At 48.8% G+C, this 16,630-nt stretch carries 20 protein-coding genes; 7 read left to right on the forward strand and 13 right to left on the reverse strand.

What is annotated here, in order from left to right; all coding sequences use genetic code 11:
- Window positions 1–84 precede the first annotated feature (84 nt).
- The 8 genes from MKY74_RS32020 to MKY74_RS32055 form a co-directional block, all read right to left on the reverse strand.
- Window positions 85–729, reverse strand: coding sequence for a TetR/AcrR family transcriptional regulator (locus MKY74_RS32020; protein ID WP_076174001.1), 645 nt, complete (start codon window positions 727–729; stop codon window positions 85–87).
- A gap of 58 nt (window positions 730–787) precedes the next feature.
- Window positions 788–2,020 carry an FAD-dependent oxidoreductase gene (locus MKY74_RS32025; protein WP_076173837.1) on the reverse strand — a complete coding sequence of 411 codons (1,233 nt, stop codon included), beginning with the start codon at window positions 2,018–2,020 and terminating at the stop codon, window positions 788–790.
- Between the two features lie 201 nt (window positions 2,021–2,221).
- The gene (locus tag MKY74_RS32030) at window positions 2,222–2,797 is read right to left on the reverse strand and encodes a YdeI/OmpD-associated family protein (RefSeq protein ID WP_076173838.1); all 576 of its coding nucleotides are present in this window, start codon (window positions 2,795–2,797) and stop codon (window positions 2,222–2,224) included.
- A gap of 3 nt (window positions 2,798–2,800) precedes the next feature.
- A complete protein-coding gene (locus MKY74_RS32035) occupies window positions 2,801–3,265 on the reverse strand; it encodes a VOC family protein (RefSeq protein WP_076173839.1) in 465 nt (154 codons plus the stop codon).
- Window positions 3,266–3,491: 226 nt separating this feature from the next.
- Complete coding sequence (locus MKY74_RS32040; protein ID WP_076173840.1) at window positions 3,492–3,860, reverse strand: DoxX family protein; 369 nt, start codon at window positions 3,858–3,860, stop codon at window positions 3,492–3,494.
- 37 nt (window positions 3,861–3,897) lie between these two features.
- Window positions 3,898–4,299, reverse strand: a complete 402-nt coding sequence (locus tag MKY74_RS32045) for an SRPBCC family protein (protein ID WP_076173841.1) — start codon at window positions 4,297–4,299, stop codon at window positions 3,898–3,900.
- Complete coding sequence (locus MKY74_RS32050; RefSeq protein WP_076174003.1) at window positions 4,296–4,625, reverse strand: ArsR/SmtB family transcription factor; 330 nt, start codon at window positions 4,623–4,625, stop codon at window positions 4,296–4,298. The genes MKY74_RS32045 and MKY74_RS32050 overlap by 4 nt, the downstream gene beginning before the upstream one ends.
- A 269-nt stretch (window positions 4,626–4,894) precedes the next feature.
- Window positions 4,895–5,848, reverse strand: coding sequence for an alpha/beta hydrolase (locus MKY74_RS32055; RefSeq protein ID WP_076173842.1), 954 nt, complete (start codon window positions 5,846–5,848; stop codon window positions 4,895–4,897).
- Between the two features lie 204 nt (window positions 5,849–6,052).
- Between MKY74_RS32055 and MKY74_RS32060 the strand changes: the two genes are divergently transcribed.
- The 3 genes from MKY74_RS32060 to MKY74_RS32070 all read left to right on the forward strand — a co-directional run bounded on the left by MKY74_RS32060 (window position 6,053) and on the right by MKY74_RS32070 (window position 8,011).
- Window positions 6,053–6,388, forward strand: coding sequence for a winged helix-turn-helix transcriptional regulator (locus MKY74_RS32060; protein ID WP_076173843.1), 336 nt, complete (start codon window positions 6,053–6,055; stop codon window positions 6,386–6,388).
- A 253-nt stretch (window positions 6,389–6,641) separates the two neighbouring features.
- The gene (locus MKY74_RS32065; protein ID WP_076173844.1) at window positions 6,642–7,004 is read left to right on the forward strand and encodes a MerR family transcriptional regulator; all 363 of its coding nucleotides are present in this window, start codon (window positions 6,642–6,644) and stop codon (window positions 7,002–7,004) included.
- A gap of 23 nt (window positions 7,005–7,027) precedes the next feature.
- Window positions 7,028–8,011, forward strand: a complete 984-nt coding sequence (locus MKY74_RS32070; protein ID WP_076174005.1) for an SDR family NAD(P)-dependent oxidoreductase — start codon at window positions 7,028–7,030, stop codon at window positions 8,009–8,011.
- Between the two features lie 246 nt (window positions 8,012–8,257).
- Here MKY74_RS32070 and MKY74_RS32075 read toward each other — a convergent pair whose 3' ends face one another.
- Window positions 8,258–9,106 carry a stalk domain-containing protein gene (locus tag MKY74_RS32075; protein WP_076173845.1) on the reverse strand — a complete coding sequence of 283 codons (849 nt, stop codon included), beginning with the start codon at window positions 9,104–9,106 and terminating at the stop codon, window positions 8,258–8,260.
- 202 nt (window positions 9,107–9,308) lie between these two features.
- Here MKY74_RS32075 and MKY74_RS32080 point away from each other — a divergent pair, with 202 nt between their 5' ends.
- Window positions 9,309–9,872: a GNAT family N-acetyltransferase gene (locus MKY74_RS32080; RefSeq protein ID WP_076173846.1), complete on the forward strand. Its 564-nt coding sequence runs from the start codon at window positions 9,309–9,311 to the stop codon at window positions 9,870–9,872.
- A gap of 86 nt (window positions 9,873–9,958) precedes the next feature.
- Here MKY74_RS32080 and MKY74_RS32085 read toward each other — a convergent pair whose 3' ends face one another.
- Window positions 9,959–10,591 carry a histidinol-phosphatase HisJ family protein gene (locus tag MKY74_RS32085; protein ID WP_076173847.1) on the reverse strand — a complete coding sequence of 211 codons (633 nt, stop codon included), beginning with the start codon at window positions 10,589–10,591 and terminating at the stop codon, window positions 9,959–9,961.
- Window positions 10,592–10,763: 172 nt separating this feature from the next.
- Between MKY74_RS32085 and MKY74_RS32090 the strand changes: the two genes are divergently transcribed.
- Complete coding sequence (locus tag MKY74_RS32090; RefSeq protein ID WP_076173848.1) at window positions 10,764–11,351, forward strand: dihydrofolate reductase family protein; 588 nt, start codon at window positions 10,764–10,766, stop codon at window positions 11,349–11,351.
- Window positions 11,352–11,666: 315 nt separating this feature from the next.
- Here MKY74_RS32090 and MKY74_RS32095 read toward each other — a convergent pair whose 3' ends face one another.
- On the reverse strand, window positions 11,667–12,590 hold the full coding sequence (locus MKY74_RS32095) for a GNAT family N-acetyltransferase (RefSeq protein WP_244169384.1): 924 nt from the start codon (window positions 12,588–12,590) through the stop codon (window positions 11,667–11,669).
- 248 nt (window positions 12,591–12,838) lie between these two features.
- On the reverse strand, window positions 12,839–13,993 hold the full coding sequence (locus tag MKY74_RS32100; protein WP_076173849.1) for an MFS transporter: 1,155 nt from the start codon (window positions 13,991–13,993) through the stop codon (window positions 12,839–12,841).
- 119 nt (window positions 13,994–14,112) lie between these two features.
- Between MKY74_RS32100 and MKY74_RS32105 the strand changes: the two genes are divergently transcribed.
- A complete protein-coding gene (locus tag MKY74_RS32105; RefSeq protein ID WP_076173850.1) occupies window positions 14,113–15,021 on the forward strand; it encodes a LysR family transcriptional regulator in 909 nt (302 codons plus the stop codon).
- 202 nt (window positions 15,022–15,223) lie between these two features.
- Complete coding sequence (locus tag MKY74_RS32110; protein WP_076173851.1) at window positions 15,224–15,733, forward strand: tetratricopeptide repeat protein; 510 nt, start codon at window positions 15,224–15,226, stop codon at window positions 15,731–15,733.
- Window positions 15,734–15,874: 141 nt separating this feature from the next.
- On the opposite strand, the gene MKY74_RS32115 is transcribed toward MKY74_RS32110, so the two are convergent.
- A complete protein-coding gene (locus MKY74_RS32115) occupies window positions 15,875–16,588 on the reverse strand; it encodes a class I SAM-dependent methyltransferase (RefSeq protein WP_076173852.1) in 714 nt (237 codons plus the stop codon).
- Window positions 16,589–16,630 lie beyond the last annotated feature (42 nt).

Raw genomic sequence — 16,630 nt, forward strand, 5'->3', positions numbered from 1 at the left:
TCGACAAGATGGGGGGCTTCCCACGGAACAGACCTTGGTCTTCAGCTGCCCCCCAACAATTCGAATCATCCATTTCGATTTTCGTCAAGCATTGTTAACCCGCTTCTCTATTCCATCAAGTAATAAGGAAATTCCAGAGTTAAACAGTTCATCCGAACCAATTAACTTAAAAATACCTTCTCCATGCATCCGCTGAAGCAATTTAAATGGCGATAGATCCACATGGGTACTCTCGTTAGAGTTCTCCTCTAACGGTATCTGTAACTTCCTTTGTTCGTATTCTTCAACGACAAAATTGATGACGTAGTTCAACACATGGGTCGTATATGAAAATTTTTGTCTATCCGTCAATGATGTCGGTTCGGTCATCTGCAATAGAAGTTCGAACATTTCCATAAAGTCAGCCTCCGGCCTTGACTTCATCAGAAGCTGACCGGAGCAAGGAAATTGCTGAAGCTTGCTTCGAATAACCGTAGCGCTTAGCAGAAGCCTTTCTCTCCAGTTTCCTTGCTTGGGAAGATCATTTATGATTTCTCTTGAAACCAGGTTGGCCAACGTTTGATAAAGGACTTGCTTACTCTCAAAGTACCAGTAGATCGTAGGGGCTTGTACATTCAATTCCTTGGAAAGGTTTCTCATCGTAAAATTTTCGATTCCCTGGTCGGCGAGAAGCTTCCATGAGGCTCCAATGATTTTCTCTTCGCTGATATGTGGCCTGCGCTTAGGCATAAAAAACATTCCAACTCCATTCCAAAAATTCTGATATGACTTATTATACTCTATATAGTTATTCCTCCAATTCTACATCTTCAGGAGGCAGCGGCTTCTGGTTGAACATGCTTTCTCCTGCCTTTGAGGAAAGCCGAACATCCCGCATCCCACGTTCAATAGCACTCACTTCATAATCGCGTAAAGCGGTTAAAAGCCCCTTTTCCCCGTTCTTCACTTCGATTAATTCCTTCGAGAGCTCATAGGCATCAAAAAGTGCCGCATTCCCACCGATACCTGCCGGTGTCATGGGATGCAGGGCATCTCCCAGCAAAACCAGAGGAGTCGTTTCTTTCCAAGGCTTATACGGCAGAACATTACGGAGGTGATAGACAGCCGTTTTCCCGGGATCCGCTAATTCCAACATCCGTTTTACTTGTGGATGCCAATGTTTTGTTTTCTCTTGCGTAAAAGACAACAATTCCAAACCACTCCATTGGAAGAGCTGCTCATCAGGTATCCCAAACCACTCAGGCGAGCACGCAAACACGGCGTACAGGTAATCCTGTTGAGGAGAAATCTTCACATTCAGGGACATGGATTCCGGTAATTGTTCCATATTCGGCTTGAAAGCCATGTCTTCAAGAAGAAGGGAAAGCGGAGCATCTCCTTCTGGATTCGTAAGGCATCTCATACTGCCATCCCCAATGAGCATGTTAAGTTCTTTTCTCCGCTCATCATCCAGAAATACCTTGGTATACAGAGCCCTGCCCCCCGTATCGAAAATTTTCACCCCAGGTTTGTACTGATGCCGGACTTTGGATCCTCCCCCGTCAGCACCAACCAGGACATCCGCATCCATATACTCCCCATGATCAAACCATGCTCTTAAGCGTCCGTTTTCTAACCTTTCATAATGGGTAAACCGGTATCCGAAGCTGACCTCGTCACCTAGTTCGCCAAGCAAAACTTCGCGAAAGGTAAACCGATTTACAGATGGTGTGGCTTCCGCCTTGTTGTACATTGGATGCTGTTCTTCTGTGGGTTCCAAAGAAATGGGATCTAAGAAAACAGGGTGTGCCGGTCCTAATACAGACGTTTCCATGTAGAGATCATACAGTTTTTCAGGAAGACAAAACCGCAATGCATTTGCTCCATTCTCATTGATTTTGATTCGATAGCCGGTTTGGACAAAATGGTCTGCCTGCTCACGTTCACAAACATGGAAATCAATGTGATTTTTTTTCAAACTTTGTGCCAGTGCAAGTCCGCCCAGACCGCCACCGATAATTAGGACAGATAGTGAATCCATATCATTTCATCATCCTTTAACTAAGTTAGATTTATCTTACAACGTTATATTAAGGGTGTGCTCCTCTGTTTGTCAATGATTTTGGAGTTCTCAACCAAACATCCTCCTCACGTAAGACCGAAGCTATTGATTAGCCAAATTTTCGATAGAAAAAAACTGCCGACACTTTGTCGGCAGTCGGGAGCATCCACATTGGATGACTTAATAATCTAGTAGACGGCCATGATCGTTCCATTGACCGTACATTTTGTTTTCTCTCGTATTGGTTATGAATTTGTCCAATCTGCTGTGAAATAATTCGGGCTGATTCTTATAGCTTTGGATCGTGTCGATCCGGACTCTCGTATAAAGATCTGGAAATGCCATGAAATTCTCATACACTTGCTTTTCCTCTTGCAACCTTTGCTCTATCACCGGATCGATTCGAAAAGAATCGTAATTCATATCAGGAAGGACCTTTCTTCCTTCGTCTGTCATCAACCCCAACTTTTCGAGGCGGCGGACACGCTCCTTATTCAATTCAGTCCATGAGCTTTTTTGGCTTCGAGGAGACAGTCTCTGAGCCAGCTCCGTTTCAGATATTTTCTTCTTGACTCCATCGATCCATCCAAAGCATAAAGCCTCCTCGACCGCGTCCAAATATAAGAGCGTATCCGATTGGGGCGATATACGAACCAAGACCCAACAAGATTTTTCAGTCTTGCTATTTTCCTGCAGCCAAACCCTTAATGCTTCTCTCGATATGACCGGAATTAAGCGATCTACTTCTCTCAGCATAAGTTACTGTTTGTTGGAGATGACGTGATCAAGAAACTGATCTGCGTCGCTATTAAATTTCCAGGAAACTCCGAACTTATCGACCAGCATTCCGAAGCATGAAGACCACGGCGTATTGGATAACGGCATGATGACATAACCGCCCTCAGATAAATGAGAAAAATAATTTTCCAATGTCTGTTGATCCTCATTAACGATACTAATCAGTATGTTGTTGCCTTTAACCAACTCGCCCATGACATTCTTCATTGAAGGCAAAATATCCGACATCATGATGTTCCCGCCTGCAAATGCTATGGAAGACTCCATGACCATGTTTAATTCATTTTCCGGCAATGGATCGTTTGGATCCTGCGGGAAATCCTTAAATTTCACTTTTTTTACTTCCGTTGCGCTTAAAGCTTTCGCATAAAAATCAATCGCTTGTTCAGCAACTCCATCAAAGTTTAAATAGACTACAGCTGACATATAGTAAAACCTCCTTCTTGGGATAAATGTAGTATATTGAATAAGAGGTGACATATGTATGTCACCATTTATAAATAAAGTCCTTGCCTCCGAAATGGACCTATCCAACTGCCATTTTGCGATCGGGAGGTTGGAGTCTGTATTGGATGGGTTTGTATCGCAAAAAAGCTCCACATGTTCATCGCGAACATGCGGAGCTTTTTATTCCTGGATGCAGCTGGTTTGATTATGCAAAAGGCTGGAGCATTTGGCTGGCATTCGCAAGAATCAGGGCAATATTCAGTACGGCAAAGAACAAAGCCGGCGCCGTTTTGCCAATCGGATCTTTCGTGCGGATATGCACCAGGCTCGCCACCAGCATCGTAACGCCAAGCCACACTCCTGCCCATGCGACCAGTCCGGTATACCAGTAGCCGGCGATCAGCACGGCCGCACCTGCCAGTTGGACCAGGCCCGTTACTTTAAGGAACCATTGCGGCAGGTGAAGGTGTTCGAACATGTCTGCCCAGTACTTAGCCCCTATCATTTTGGCGGTACCCGAAAAGAGATAGTAAGCAATCAGCAAAGATTGAAGAACGATAGTAAAAATGGTCATTTCGATCTCCTCCTATTTGGTCACAAAATAATATGAATTACAGCTCAGCCAATAACACCTCAAGCTGATCGGCCATCTTGCCCCAACCGAGTCTGGCTCCGTTATACGACAAGCTCTCACTTTCAAATCCGGTATGCTCAAGATGAAGGCGGGTTGCGCCATTGGATGAATGGAGCGTCCATGTAACAACCGTACTTACCCCAGCGGTTACCCAGGTGTAGGATAGGCGGTGAGGTTCTTCCACGGCCAGCACTTCTGAATCGACGATTCCGTCCCACACTTTCGACGGTTTGGCCCGAAATTGAAAGTGATGGCCGACAACCGGCTTAAAGTCGTTGTCCATCACCCATTTTGCAAGCATGTTGGAATCAGTCAATGCAAGCCATACTTTCTCAATCGGACTATCGAATTGAAAATCCAGCTTCACTTCCGGTTTCATTCCTCTTCCTCCTTTAACAATTGACTCAGCTTAGCCGATCCTTGGTTCCAAAAAGCCGTGTGAAAAGTGACCCAATCTTCAATTTCTCGCAGGGGCTCTGCGTTCAATCGATACCTTGTTTCCCGCCCGGCCTTGCGTTGCCTGACCAGATCGGCGGCTTTGAGGATCGCCAGATGTTTGGAAACGGCTGTCCGCCCCATCTCGAAATGGACTGTTAATTCGTGTAGGGGCAATTCTTCCGCCTCGGCCAGCAATCTAAGCAATTTGCGCCGCGTCGGATCGGCAACCGCGGCATATACATCCCTCGCTTCATGGTTTTCATCCATTCCCATCATCCCTATTCTGCTCGATGATAGGACACCAACCGGTGTCTTATGAGTTCATAATAAGACACCAATCGGTGTCATGTCAAGCCAAAATTCGGAATAAAGTTTGAATGGCTTGTCACCGAACATTTGGCCTCTGTATATGCCAGGCATGATGCAGTAAAAAAGTTCAGGGCATCCCTGAAGGATGCCCTAATGCTGAAATATTGAAGTTTGACGCAAATCAACTGAATAAAGATTTACCTGTTCGGTTTTAATCCTCGCACACTTTATAATGCTGTCTCTCCGCCTCTCTCCTGTCCATGCAAAGCCTTCCGCAGTGCGCTTACGGCATGCCGCACCGCTTGTCTTCCTTGGTCATAACCGCCGGTCTGAAGCATGAAGCCGTGGACCATGCCGTCATAGCGCTTCGCTTCCACCGGAGTGCCGGCAGCTTTTAATTTCGCTGCATAAGCCTCCCCATCATCGCGCAGCGGATCAAATTCGGCCGTGATGACGAGAGCGGGCGGAAGGCTGCTGAAATCGGCAGCCAATAACGGCGAAGCGTAGGGGTTCCTTCCGTCCTGCTCCTCCGCCAGGTATTGGCCCCAGAACCACCGCATCGTGTCCGTCGTCAGGCCGTACCCTTCGGCATTGTCACGGTAAGAATCCGTATCGAACGCGTAGCGGGTCGCCGGATTGAACAACAGCTGAAACTTGATGAAGGACAACCCTTGATCCCTTGCCATCAAGGTTACGGCAGCGGCCAAATTTCCGCCCGCGCTGTCGCCGCCGACCGCCATCCGGTTGGGATCCGCTTCTAGCGAAGAGCTATTCTCCGCAACCCAGGCTGCAGCCGCATAGGCGTCTTCGATGGCAGCGGGAAACCGATGCTCCGGTGCCAAACGGTAATCTACCGAGACGACGATAACGTTTGCCCCATTGGCCAACTGCCGGCATAACACATCTGCTGCATCCAGGTCCCCGACGACCCAACCGCCTCCATGATAGTAGATGAGAACAGGGAGCGGGTATTTGCTTTGAGGACGATATACCCGAACCGGTATGTGACCGGCCGGACCCGGGATCTTTCGATTGTCGACTTTCCATACTTCTTCCGGCTGGGCGGCCATGGAGCTTAAGTTGACGGTTCTGGCCCTCTCCACGGATAGCGTGTGAAGAGGCGGGACCCCTTGCTTCTTCATATTTTCCAACACAACTTGAACTTGAGGGTCAAGCGGCATGATGGTTCCTCCTTAGGGATCAAATATAATGGATACGAGTCTTCTTATACCCGAAATAAACAACCATTCACGAGCAGCGTCTTTCGGTAAGACAGCTACCATTCCGGTCAAAATGAAGTATACTAAATGGAGAATAACCCTGTAAGTACGCACTTTTGCGTGACATAGTACCCATTTGGTAACTTCGTGGACGGATTGGATGTGATGGATATGGGCGGTTGTCCGGTAGAGGCAACATTGTCTGTCGTTGGAGGAAAGTGGAAGGCTGTGATCCTATGGCGTTTGGTTGGTGGGACCAGGCGCTTTAACGAACTCCAGCGTTCGATTTCGCAAATTACCCGTAAGATGTTAACGGAACAGCTTCGGGAACTGGAGCAAGATAACCTCATTATTAGAACCGTCTATCCGGAAGTCCCGCCGAAAGTCGAGTACTCGCTAAGCGAATACGGCAGGACGTTTATTCCTGTTTTGAATGCCATGGCCCAATGGGGATTGGTCCATCGGGAACGCGTGTCTGACCCCATTCGCTCTACGACTTAGATTACCGTTCTAAAACGAAAACCATTACCTCGATATGGAGAAGGCGCAGGGAAGCTGACATTCAAACGCCTCCCAACACCAAAAAGCAGTCCGCAATACCGGCGGTCTGCTTTCTTCATTTTTATGTCATTTATGCGCCAATCCAAACTTTCGGTTCATCTAAATAAAGGAAGTTTCAGGCGCTTGACTTGGAGTTCACTCCAAGGGCTATCCTATAGCTGTCCGGACGACAAAGGAAATGAAAGGAGAAGGCATGTCGCGACAATATTCCATTTCCGAAATAGCTGAACAAACCGGTTTGACTCCCGATACCCTTCGGTATTATGAAAAGATTGGACTGATTCCGTCCCCCCAGCGCGGACCGGGTGGGTCCCGTTTATATAGCCAGGAAGACATCGGCAAAATTCATTTTCTACTGCATCTCAAACATACCGAGATGCCGCTTAAACACATTCAGGAGTACATTCGGGCGTATGACGACCAGGATGAGGAGCTGTGCTATCGGCTGCTTGACGAGCACCGGATCCGCATTGAAGCCCAGATGGCCGCATTGAACGAAACGCTCGTGCTCGTCAAGTATAAGCTGGATCATTTTCAGGAAATTAAAGACGGTTGAACGAAAGGAAGATCACTTTGAACATGCAGAAAACTCCCCAAACACCGATCGGGTCCGGATTTGGACCCCGCACTACAGCCATGGAAGCACTCGGACAAGCCGATTTGACCGGACAAACGGCAGTCATTACCGGCGGACATTCCGGATTGGGGCTGGAAACGGCAAGAGTGCTCGCGGAAGCGGGGGCCAAGATCATTGTCCCGGCCCGATCCGTTACAGCTGCTCAAGCGGCCATTGCCTCCATCCCAGGCGCAGAGGCGGAGCTGCTGGATTTAACCGATCCGCAGTCCATCGATTCGTTTGCGGAACGGTGGATCCGTTCCGGACGGCCGATTCATATGCTGATCCACAGTGCCGGAATTATGGCCGTACCCCAGCAGTATGACAGCCGGGGCAACGAGCTTCACTTTTCCACGAACTACTTGGGCCCTTTCCAGCTGACGGCGCGGCTATGGCCAGCACTCCGGCTGGCCGGTGGTGCGCGCGTTGTCGTGCTATCTTCCCGGGCTCACCAGTTCAGTCCAGTCGTGTTCGAAGACATCCACTACAAGGAGCGCAGCTATGACAAATGGTCTGCCTATGGACAGTCCAAAACGGCGGACGCCCTATTCGCGGTGGAGCTGGACCGGAGAGCACAGGCCTATGGCGTCCGGGCATTTTCGGTGCACCCCGGTTCGATAGTCACCTCGTTAGCCCGGCATTTGTCGGATGAGGAGCTGATGACCATGGGTGCGATTAACGAGCAGGGACAACGGCAATACACCAAATACGATAGTGAACGAAAGACCGTGCAGGAAGGGGCCGCTACCATCGTATGGTGTGCAGCCAACCGTCAGCTGGACGGTATGGGAGGCGTATACTGTGAAAACGTCGACGTCTCTCCGCTCATTGATGAGCATCAGACCGGCATGGCCGGCGTGCATCCAAGCGCCGTTGATGCAAAAGCCGCAGAACGTCTGTGGAGCGTTGGCGAAGCACTGACAGGCATTCATTTTGATATTTCATAATTCGATCAGAGGATAAAGCGCAACGCTCAATTTGTCCCGCGAATAAAAATCCTGAACCGGCAAGGTTCAGGATTTTTATTTTTTGAGACGATCATCATACTCTCGTATGCAGTTTTAGTGTTGCGGGATGCCAAGCTGTGACCGAAAGCGGCTGCCTCACATCATTACTTAGAGTTATAGCTGACAGGCTCGGCCATATTGCCCGAAAAGCCACCCTTTGCAGGATGGCCCTATGCTTGCCTCTGTTTATGCTACCGTATTGCTGATTACCTTCAGAAATCCGTTCTTTCCGGCCGCATCCACCAACGATTGAATGGAGTCTCTTGCTGCTCCGCTGAACAGGTACCATTGGTTCTCGTTAGCATCATACAGGAGAACTTCCGGGTAGCCCGTCAACAGCTCGTCGGGAAAAGCGTGTAGGAGAGAATAGACATCAAACCGCTGCACGCTGTTCCCTTTCTCATCCAGAAAATCATACTGCGCATTTTTGTAATACGACCCAGGCACGTCGATGTTTACCATCCACGAGTAACTGGCTGGGGCATCGACTTTGGCGCCTTTGTTTTGTACAAAAGCATCATAAATGGCTGCGTTATAAGCATTTCCTTTAACCTGCTGAACGACGCCGCCCATCGTCATGTGGTATTCTTCCTGCAGTGCTTTTACTTTCACGTTGTGAATGACAAGTGGCGCAGTTTCGACCGTAACCTTCGAATTGCTGTAATTCACTTTACAGCCGAACGTTTCGGCGATAAAGCGAAGCGGAACCATCACGCGATTGTTCTTGATGTACGGCTTGACATCCAGCTGCACCGCTTCACCATTTTTCATGGCCGCCGTGCTGTTCGTTTGCAGCGTCACTTTCATGCTGCTTTTGGTAAGCGTTACTTTCGAATTCGACCAATCGACCTTGGCCCCCAAATTCTCACTGACCACGCGCAAAGGCACCATGGTACGCTTGTTTTTCGTCTCCGGCTTCACATCGGACGCCACCGCAACGCCGTCAATTTGGATGGGATGGTTCGCTGCATAAGCAGGCGACGATGCGATCGCAAGAATGAATGCAAAAATGATGCTTGGGATGATCTTCTTCATGTTTTGTCATCGCTCCTTCTATAAGTTTCTATCTTATCCAATCCCCATCCCTTATCCTACCAATTTCCATTATTAATGTTAAGGGTAAACAGGCAATTCATCCGTACAGCCATTCAAGAGCATTTGTCCCTCGCTCCCCTTTCTGTAATAATTAATTCATCAAGATGGCGACGATCAAAAACAGTTATGGAGGTAGATCCCATTGATTACTGGTGAAAAGGTCGAACTGCGCCCCGTCTCTCTGGATGATTACAGACGGGCATACTCCTGGAGGAATGATGAGGAAACAGCTAAGCTGGAAGCGGGTTCGGCCCTGTTCTTGTTCAGCCATGTTCCACTGGAATATTTGGAGGATGCATACAGAAAGGAAATCCTGGAACTGGATAAGCGGGAAAAAGGACGATTCTCCATTTATACGCGCGGCGAACAACCCGAGCATATCGGTTTCATTGAGTACCGGGACGTGAACATCGTCTCCCGCCGCTGTACCGTCGGCATCGGTATTGGAAACAAGGACTTCTGGGGACAAGGCTGGGGATCGGATGCCTTGAAAGCGCTGATCCGGTATGTGTTCCAGACGATGAACCTGCGGCGAGTTCAGCTCGAAACTTGGGGCGGCAACCCAAGGGCCATCCGTGCCTACGAGAAGTGCGGCTTCGTTATTGAGGGAAGGCTGCGCGAGCATTCCTATATTGATGGACAGTACGTTGACAACATCGTGATGGGGCTCTTGAAAGAGGATTTTCTGAATTTAGATAGGGGATAAAAATCTTCCGTTCACCAAAAAAGCCGCGGTTCCTCATGACTGGGATCCGCGGCTTCCTACTCAATCCTTGCCTTTCAATGGCATACTCACCAGGCGATCGGAACCATGAACCGCTCGCGATGGCGGAATATGGCCCATTCTCGGTAGCCAATGTCATACAAATGGCCGGCGACCGCCGCGAAATGCTCGCCTACGCGCTCGGGTTCGTGCGCATCTGAGCCAAAGGTCACCTTCACCCCGTAACGGTGCGCGCGTTCCAGCAAATCACCGTCCGGCACCCAGTGGTTGTCGGAGGAGTTGATTTCAATCACTACATCTCTTTCCGCAACCGCCTTCAGCATGACGTCGGCCGCTTCGGTACGCAGCTCCGAGTATCCGTTGAAATAGCGGTTCAAGGAATCCACATGGCCCAAAATGTCATACAAGCCGCATTTCGCGGACTGGGCGATATAATCATAAAACAACTTTTTCACTTCCATTTTTCGTGCCGCGGTCAGGCTTTCCCAATACGCCGAGTCATAAATGCCAATGCCGGCGAACTCATGCACGGAGCCAATGACGTAATCCAACGGATAAGCGGCGATCACCGATCGGTACAATTCCAGATGCTCCGGCAAGAAGTCCGCTTCGATGCCTAGCAGCACCTCGATTTTCCCATGATACTGCTTCTTTAGCTCCAAAACCTCCCGAATATACTTTGGAAACTCTGATTTTGCCATACTCCCCGTTAAGGATGGGCAGTCTTCGGCCGATGCGAAAAACGGCGTATCATATCCAGTTATTTTCCCGATTTGGGCTTCCTGCACAAATACACCGATGAATATCGTAATCTAATTTCGTCTAAATAAATAAGAAACTAAATTACGATGATCAAGCAGAAAGGACGATCGCATGCGTAAAATTATTCTATTCATTCACAGTACTTTGAATGGAGTTGTCACTGGCGACCCAAGCGAGGACAAAACCGACTGGGCGGCCTGGAGAAATAGCGCTGGCATTGAGGAAGGGTCTCAGTATCTATTAAATATTTTCGAGACAGCTGATACCATTTTGCTTGGCCGCGGAACCTACGAAGACCTCTCTAGAAAGTGGCCGAATACTCGAGGTTCAGGCCTGGGTGATAAGATAAACAACGCCCACAAACTCGTTGTAACAAGCACCTGCCCACACGAAAATCTAAAATGGGGAGAATTTCAAGCTCCAAAACAATTAACTGGCAGTAATATAGAAGAGCAAATTAAGGACCTAAAAAATGGGGACGGTGGTGACATCGTTATTTTCGGTAGTCCAACGCTCGTGCGATCACTTGCAAACGCAAATCTTATTGACGAATATCAGATAGTCATGCATCCGGTTGTGGTCAACGTAGGTGAGCATTTGTTTGACAATCTTAAGGAACAGAAGGAATTCCATCTCGTGGACACCAAAACACTTAAGGTGGGTTCCCTCTTGGTAACCTACAGACCCGCCACAGCTTAGCTCAACCGGGCAGATCATTACTGACAGCACGAAATGACGACGTGCAAGGTCATCATTTCAGCGAAATTGTACATGATCATTCTTGCGAAAATCTCTTCGGGTGATAGACTCCTGTTTCTTTGCGTGAAAATTCGTCAGACCAACGGTAGGGATGTCCACGTTTCTTTTAGCGAATTCGCGTACTCATTCATTGCGAAACCTCCTTTTTTCGCAAAAAAGGAGCGGGCTATCTTTTCGATAACCTGCTCTTTTCTTGATTTTTGGACCGCAGCCTTAACTTAATGACTTTGTGCTTAGCCCTCCTTTTTGTGCTGCCTACTCTAATGGTATGAAGTATCTTACCTCTTCCAGCTCCGTGTAAAAACCTACGGATTCATACAGCGATAATGCTGTTTTGTTTGAAGTTAGTACCATGAGATTCGCGTTATTCAATTGATTAGACCGGAGATATCTCAAAGCCTGTGTTAACAAATACTTGGCCATGCCGCGATTCCTCCATGATTCACGGACAAATACGTCCTCAATCACGCCATGTTCTTCCTCCTGCCATGTCATCAACCCACCAACAATAATGTCCGACTCGCGTATGACCATAGACGTCCAAATTTTATTTTTCTTATATTCGGAAAGTCTATTCAGTCCCAGCGGCGTATCTGGCCAGATTTCAGCTTCTACGTCCAAATATTGTTGTTCCTCGGAAGGTGTCTCCATCTGCCAATACGCAAACTGATACCCATCTTGAAGCTCTAACTCAGGAATGGATTCAGTCAGGTTTCGATTCATACGGTATAGACTATTTAGATGGAGGTATCCTTTTTGGATAAAAAACTGATTGTTTGCGGTTTCTGATGAATCGTTCCCTACACAAAGCATCGTTCTGTATTCATCAGACAAAGTCTCTTTTAATTGATGGGCTCTGGCCAGGAGATACGGATAGACTTTTTCAAGCAGATCCATGTCATTGTTTCTTTCCGGAATGGTTTTAAGATTCATATAAATGGAATGACGGTTTTCTTTCGAGCGACCCGGAGGCACGACGTTTATGATGCTCACTTGACCCTTTGCGACCATTTTCCCCTTTTCAAATGCACAATACACGTTATTCCAGTTGTCTTCATCTCCGACCCACCAAAAGACGGCATTTCCTTTGGCTGTTACCGATTGGTACAGATAACCCAGTAAAGGCATGTCTGCATGTTGAAAATTACGGATGACCGTCTCGGGCGATAATTGGCTCAAATATACCCCTCTTTCCACGGCAGGGCATTTCGCAGTTTATGGAGCTAACTAATGCGAGTTCCCTTTAATCTTATCGGTTTGACCATTCAAACGCTGCAAGAACTACAACTATATTACTCGAAGAAATAGGGAACGGTACGGTAGAAAATGACTATGATTAAAGTATCCTGTCCGCTAACGCTAAGCTGCGGTTGTATTACCGGCGCGAGGCCGGTTCTATCATCCCTAGTTAATCTCCCTAATAGCCTTTAAGAACCTGCCCCCTCCTCAGCTTCTTTGCCCGCGATCAGCAGCTGCACCCCGATCATCGCCACGATGATGACGAGCATCGCGAGAAGCGCAGCATGAAAGCTGCCGCTGTAATCATGGATCGTTCCCACCAGCAACGGACCGAATGCGCCGATAATGTAACCTCCACACTGAGACATCGCGGCCCATGCCCCCGCTTCCTCCGAAGTGTTCGTCTCGACAATCGGCAGCATCAGCGCCAGCGGAAATAATCCGCCTGCCCCGATCCCCAAACAGATGATAGCCGGCAGCATCGGCAGGTGGAACAATAACATTACAATACCGATCAACTCAAACACGCTGCACAAAACCAGGAACAATCTTCTTTTGCCAAAGCGGGACACCAGACCCGGAACGATTAAGGAGACAGGAACTTGGATAATCGTAAACAAGGTAAGGAACACCGCCGAGCTCGACGGACTGTACCCGAAGCTGTGCGCAATCGGTGAAATCCATGCGGTAATGGAATAGAACATGCTTGCCATAAAACCGAAAAATAACGTTAATAATATCGCTCTTTTATTACGGATGGGCAGCCTGGAACGAACCAATCTCTTCCGCTCGGCCTTGTTCCGGAGAAATGCAGACCAGATCAAGAGGGCAATAACACCCAAAATAGCCCAGCATGACAAGGTCAACGTTAAGCTGTGATGACTCCGGTCGTATATCGGAATGGAGAAGGCGGATGCTAATGCTGCCCCCACAGTCATTGATGCGGAATAGATGCTGACGATGCCGGGCTTCGTCGGGAAATATTTTTTAATAAAACCGGACAATAGAGGCCCTGCCAAACTGATCCCGATCCCGCCTACCAGCGCTGTGACCACCAGGATCGTGACGGAGCCGACGATTCCTCGCAAAGCAGTGCCTCCTGTAATAAGTAGCAAGGCTACGGCAATCGTGCGTTCCAGCCCCAGCCGATCACTCAGCGCCGTCGCTGCAGGAGCAAAAATCCCCATACATAATACAGGCAGCGTCGTGAGCAGACTTGCAGTCAACCCGCTCATTCCCAAATCGCTCTGTATGGTACCGAGCAAAGGGGCAACAGACGTAAGAATTGGCCTCAGGTTCAACGCCGCGATAAATATAGCTATTAATAAATAGAACTTTCTCATCGATTTCCTCCACCCATCTGCTTTATGTACATTCAGTATATGGAACCGCCTTTCATTGTTCAATCCTATAATTTATATTATTATGATAGTAAAATACTATTAAAATCAGGAGACCTTGCATGGACACTCGAAATATACAGTACTTTATGGCCGTATATGAGCATCTTCATTTTACGAAAGCAGCCGATGAGCTAGGCATCTCCCAACCCACACTAAGCCAGCAGATTCGCATTCTTGAAGCGGAGTTCGGCATGCCGCTCTTCGACCGCATCGGCAAGAAGGTGGTTGCGACGGAAGCCGGTAGGCTTCTGCGGGAGTATGGAACGAAAATGCTGCAGGCGGAACGGGATGCCAAAAATGCCATCAAAGAGCTCCAGTCCGGCAAACAAGGCACCGTTCGGCTGGCCGTGCTGCCTTCTGACCTGGATTTTCAGCTCGTTCCGCTGTTTGTCCAGTTCAAATCCACCTACCCTGACATCCAGCTGCAGGCCTTCTCAACGATCTTCGTCCAGGACGAAGTGCTTAATCATAAAGTAGATCTCGGCATTGGATTGCGCGGGCAGGTCGATAAAAGGCTGACCCAAATTCCGCTTGGATGCGAGCCCTATCATCTATTCGTGAATTCGGCAAGCGAGCTCGCCGACAGGAAGGAGATCACGCTGGAGGAACTGAAGGAGCATGCCTTAGTGATGTATCCAAAAGGGTATCTCGGCCGCGATCTGGTTGATGACGTATGCAGACAAGAGGGTTTCGAATTAACGACGGTGATGGAGGCCAGTTCAGCCACTTCGCTGCTGCAATTAGTATCAGCAGGGGTAGGCGCGACGATACAACCGGCTGGATTGCTCAGACAAAATCCGGAGCGGCCCGAAATTGCATCGATCCCAATTACTGGACCGACGCCGGTGCGTTATCTTGAGCTGATGTATTATGCGGATCGATATATTAGCGGCTCCCAGCGGCAATTGACGAATTGGCTGATCGATTACTTTAACGCCAACATAGGGCAAAATCCGCATGACGGTTAGGCTGGGGGTACATCATAGCGATCCCAGGCTCCATGCATGCACGGGACAACCTGGAAACCCGTTACTCGCATCATTTCACCCTCTCTCACCCAAAGAGCAAGCTTTCTATTCGTCATCATACCATTTTAACCAGACTTCAAATAGACGCCCTTCAGATGCTGTGTTAAAATTCCTCCATATGGAAAAAGAGGAGTGAAGCAACGTGCCAAAAGACCAGCTTCAGCAATTAATTGCTCTTCGCGAACAGGGACGGGCCAACCAGGATCAAGGGCTTCTGGCCGATGTGCGCGCCCGGCTGTTGGAGCTGCTGAACGAAGATCCGAATGATGCGCAGGTGAACTACCAGACCGCAATCGCCCATGACAACTCGGGATTGGGGAAAGAAGCCATCCCCTACTACGAACGCGCCCTGCAGCTCGGCCTTTCCGGTAACGATTTGGAGCGCTGTCTGCTCGGTCTGGGGAGCACCTACCGGTACTGGGGCCAATATGAGAAGTCGATCGCAACGCTCCGCAGGGGCGTTCAGGAGTTCCCTGACAACCGGGCACTCCGGGTTTTTCTGGCCATGGCGCTGTACAACGGCCAGCAGTATAAAGAAAGCGTCGAACTCCTGATTACCAATCTCATGGAATCGACTACGGATGAAAAGCTGCTTTATTTCAAACGCGGCATTTTGGCTTATACGGAAGACTTGGACGAAACCGCAGAGTAAGCAGCTCTTTCGTAAAATCCGGGGCGGTTCAGCATCTAACTCTCGGCGTTCTCATGAATCTCGCACGTTAGCAGAACAGCCTGCCGGCTTAGGCCGACAGGCCGTTTCGTTGCAGAAACCATGGGGGTATGCTGTTTCTTTTTACTTTTTAGCAGCAAAGATAAAGGATTTGGCATGGAGCCCCGCCTGCTGGAATTCCCAGTCTCCGTATATATTCACCTGCTGAAAGCCTGCAGCAAGCAGATCCTGCCTGAGCGTCTCCCTCTCCCTAAAAATCAGCGTGTCGTCTTCGCTCCGAACCTCATGGGTATCCAAGTTTTCATAAAAAGTATCGTATGTCACCAGGGGCAGATGAACCGAGGTCGTCTCATGCCAGGTTCTGATGTTCGCCTTCGTTGCCGGATCCACGACTTCACTAAGAGAGTGTTCCTTGGTCCAGCGTTCCCAAGCGCGTGCGAGAGGATTTCTGGTGTCGAACAGAAGATACCCTCCCGGCCTCAAGGACTGAAAAATGTTGTGCAGCGTGGCTGTCCATTCCGCGTCCGTCACAAAAACCTGTGCCACGTTGGACGTCATCATCACTACATCAAACCGCTCCGCCCCCAGTTTCTCGGACGTTCCAATCTCCCACAGCACGGCGTTCTTTGTGTCCTTCTGCTTGGCGATCCGAATCGACGCCTCGTCGGGATCCAAACCGGTCACGTGATAACCTTTACCCGCCAAATGCAGCGTCAGCCTTCCGGTTCCGCAGCCTAAATCAGCTATTCCGTCAGGCTTGATCCGCTCAATGATGCGCACGAAAAATGTATCGTCTTTCCCCCATCGGTTCAATTGATCGTAAATCGATTCGAACATCTTTTCCCTCCCGATTCGCTTCCTGAATTTTCGTTATTCTGA

The organism is Paenibacillus sp. FSL R5-0378 (assembly GCF_038009285.1).
Classification (GTDB): Bacteria; Bacillota; Bacilli; order Paenibacillales; family Paenibacillaceae; genus Paenibacillus_AQ; species Paenibacillus_AQ favisporus.

What these genes read in the sequence shown, in the direction of transcription:
- MKY74_RS32090 (WP_076173848.1), top strand. Translation starts at nt 10,764, where the DNA reads ATGCGTAAAATTATTCTATTCATTCACAGTACTTTGAATGGAGTTGTC.
- MKY74_RS32040 (WP_076173840.1), bottom strand. Translation starts at nt 3,860, where the DNA reads ATGACCATTTTTACTATCGTTCTTCAATCTTTGCTGATTGCTTACTAT.
- MKY74_RS32050 (WP_076174003.1), bottom strand. Translation starts at nt 4,625, where the DNA reads ATGGATGAAAACCATGAAGCGAGGGATGTATATGCCGCGGTTGCCGAT.
- MKY74_RS32055 (WP_076173842.1), bottom strand. Translation starts at nt 5,848, where the DNA reads ATGCCGCTTGACCCTCAAGTTCAAGTTGTGTTGGAAAATATGAAGAAG.
- MKY74_RS32075 (WP_076173845.1), bottom strand. Translation starts at nt 9,106, where the DNA reads ATGAAGAAGATCATCCCAAGCATCATTTTTGCATTCATTCTTGCGATC.
- MKY74_RS32100 (WP_076173849.1), bottom strand. Translation starts at nt 13,993, where the DNA reads ATGAGAAAGTTCTATTTATTAATAGCTATATTTATCGCGGCGTTGAAC.
- MKY74_RS32020 (WP_076174001.1), bottom strand. Translation starts at nt 729, where the DNA reads ATGCCTAAGCGCAGGCCACATATCAGCGAAGAGAAAATCATTGGAGCC.
- MKY74_RS32070 (WP_076174005.1), top strand. Translation starts at nt 7,028, where the DNA reads ATGCAGAAAACTCCCCAAACACCGATCGGGTCCGGATTTGGACCCCGC.
- MKY74_RS32085 (WP_076173847.1), bottom strand. Translation starts at nt 10,591, where the DNA reads ATGGCAAAATCAGAGTTTCCAAAGTATATTCGGGAGGTTTTGGAGCTA.
- MKY74_RS32025 (WP_076173837.1), bottom strand. Translation starts at nt 2,020, where the DNA reads ATGGATTCACTATCTGTCCTAATTATCGGTGGCGGTCTGGGCGGACTT.
- MKY74_RS32115 (WP_076173852.1), bottom strand. Translation starts at nt 16,588, where the DNA reads ATGTTCGAATCGATTTACGATCAATTGAACCGATGGGGGAAAGACGAT.
- MKY74_RS32105 (WP_076173850.1), top strand. Translation starts at nt 14,113, where the DNA reads ATGGACACTCGAAATATACAGTACTTTATGGCCGTATATGAGCATCTT.
- MKY74_RS32035 (WP_076173839.1), bottom strand. Translation starts at nt 3,265, where the DNA reads ATGTCAGCTGTAGTCTATTTAAACTTTGATGGAGTTGCTGAACAAGCG.
- MKY74_RS32030 (WP_076173838.1), bottom strand. Translation starts at nt 2,797, where the DNA reads ATGCTGAGAGAAGTAGATCGCTTAATTCCGGTCATATCGAGAGAAGCA.
- MKY74_RS32045 (WP_076173841.1), bottom strand. Translation starts at nt 4,299, where the DNA reads ATGAAACCGGAAGTGAAGCTGGATTTTCAATTCGATAGTCCGATTGAG.
- MKY74_RS32065 (WP_076173844.1), top strand. Translation starts at nt 6,642, where the DNA reads ATGTCGCGACAATATTCCATTTCCGAAATAGCTGAACAAACCGGTTTG.
- MKY74_RS32060 (WP_076173843.1), top strand. Translation starts at nt 6,053, where the DNA reads ATGGATATGGGCGGTTGTCCGGTAGAGGCAACATTGTCTGTCGTTGGA.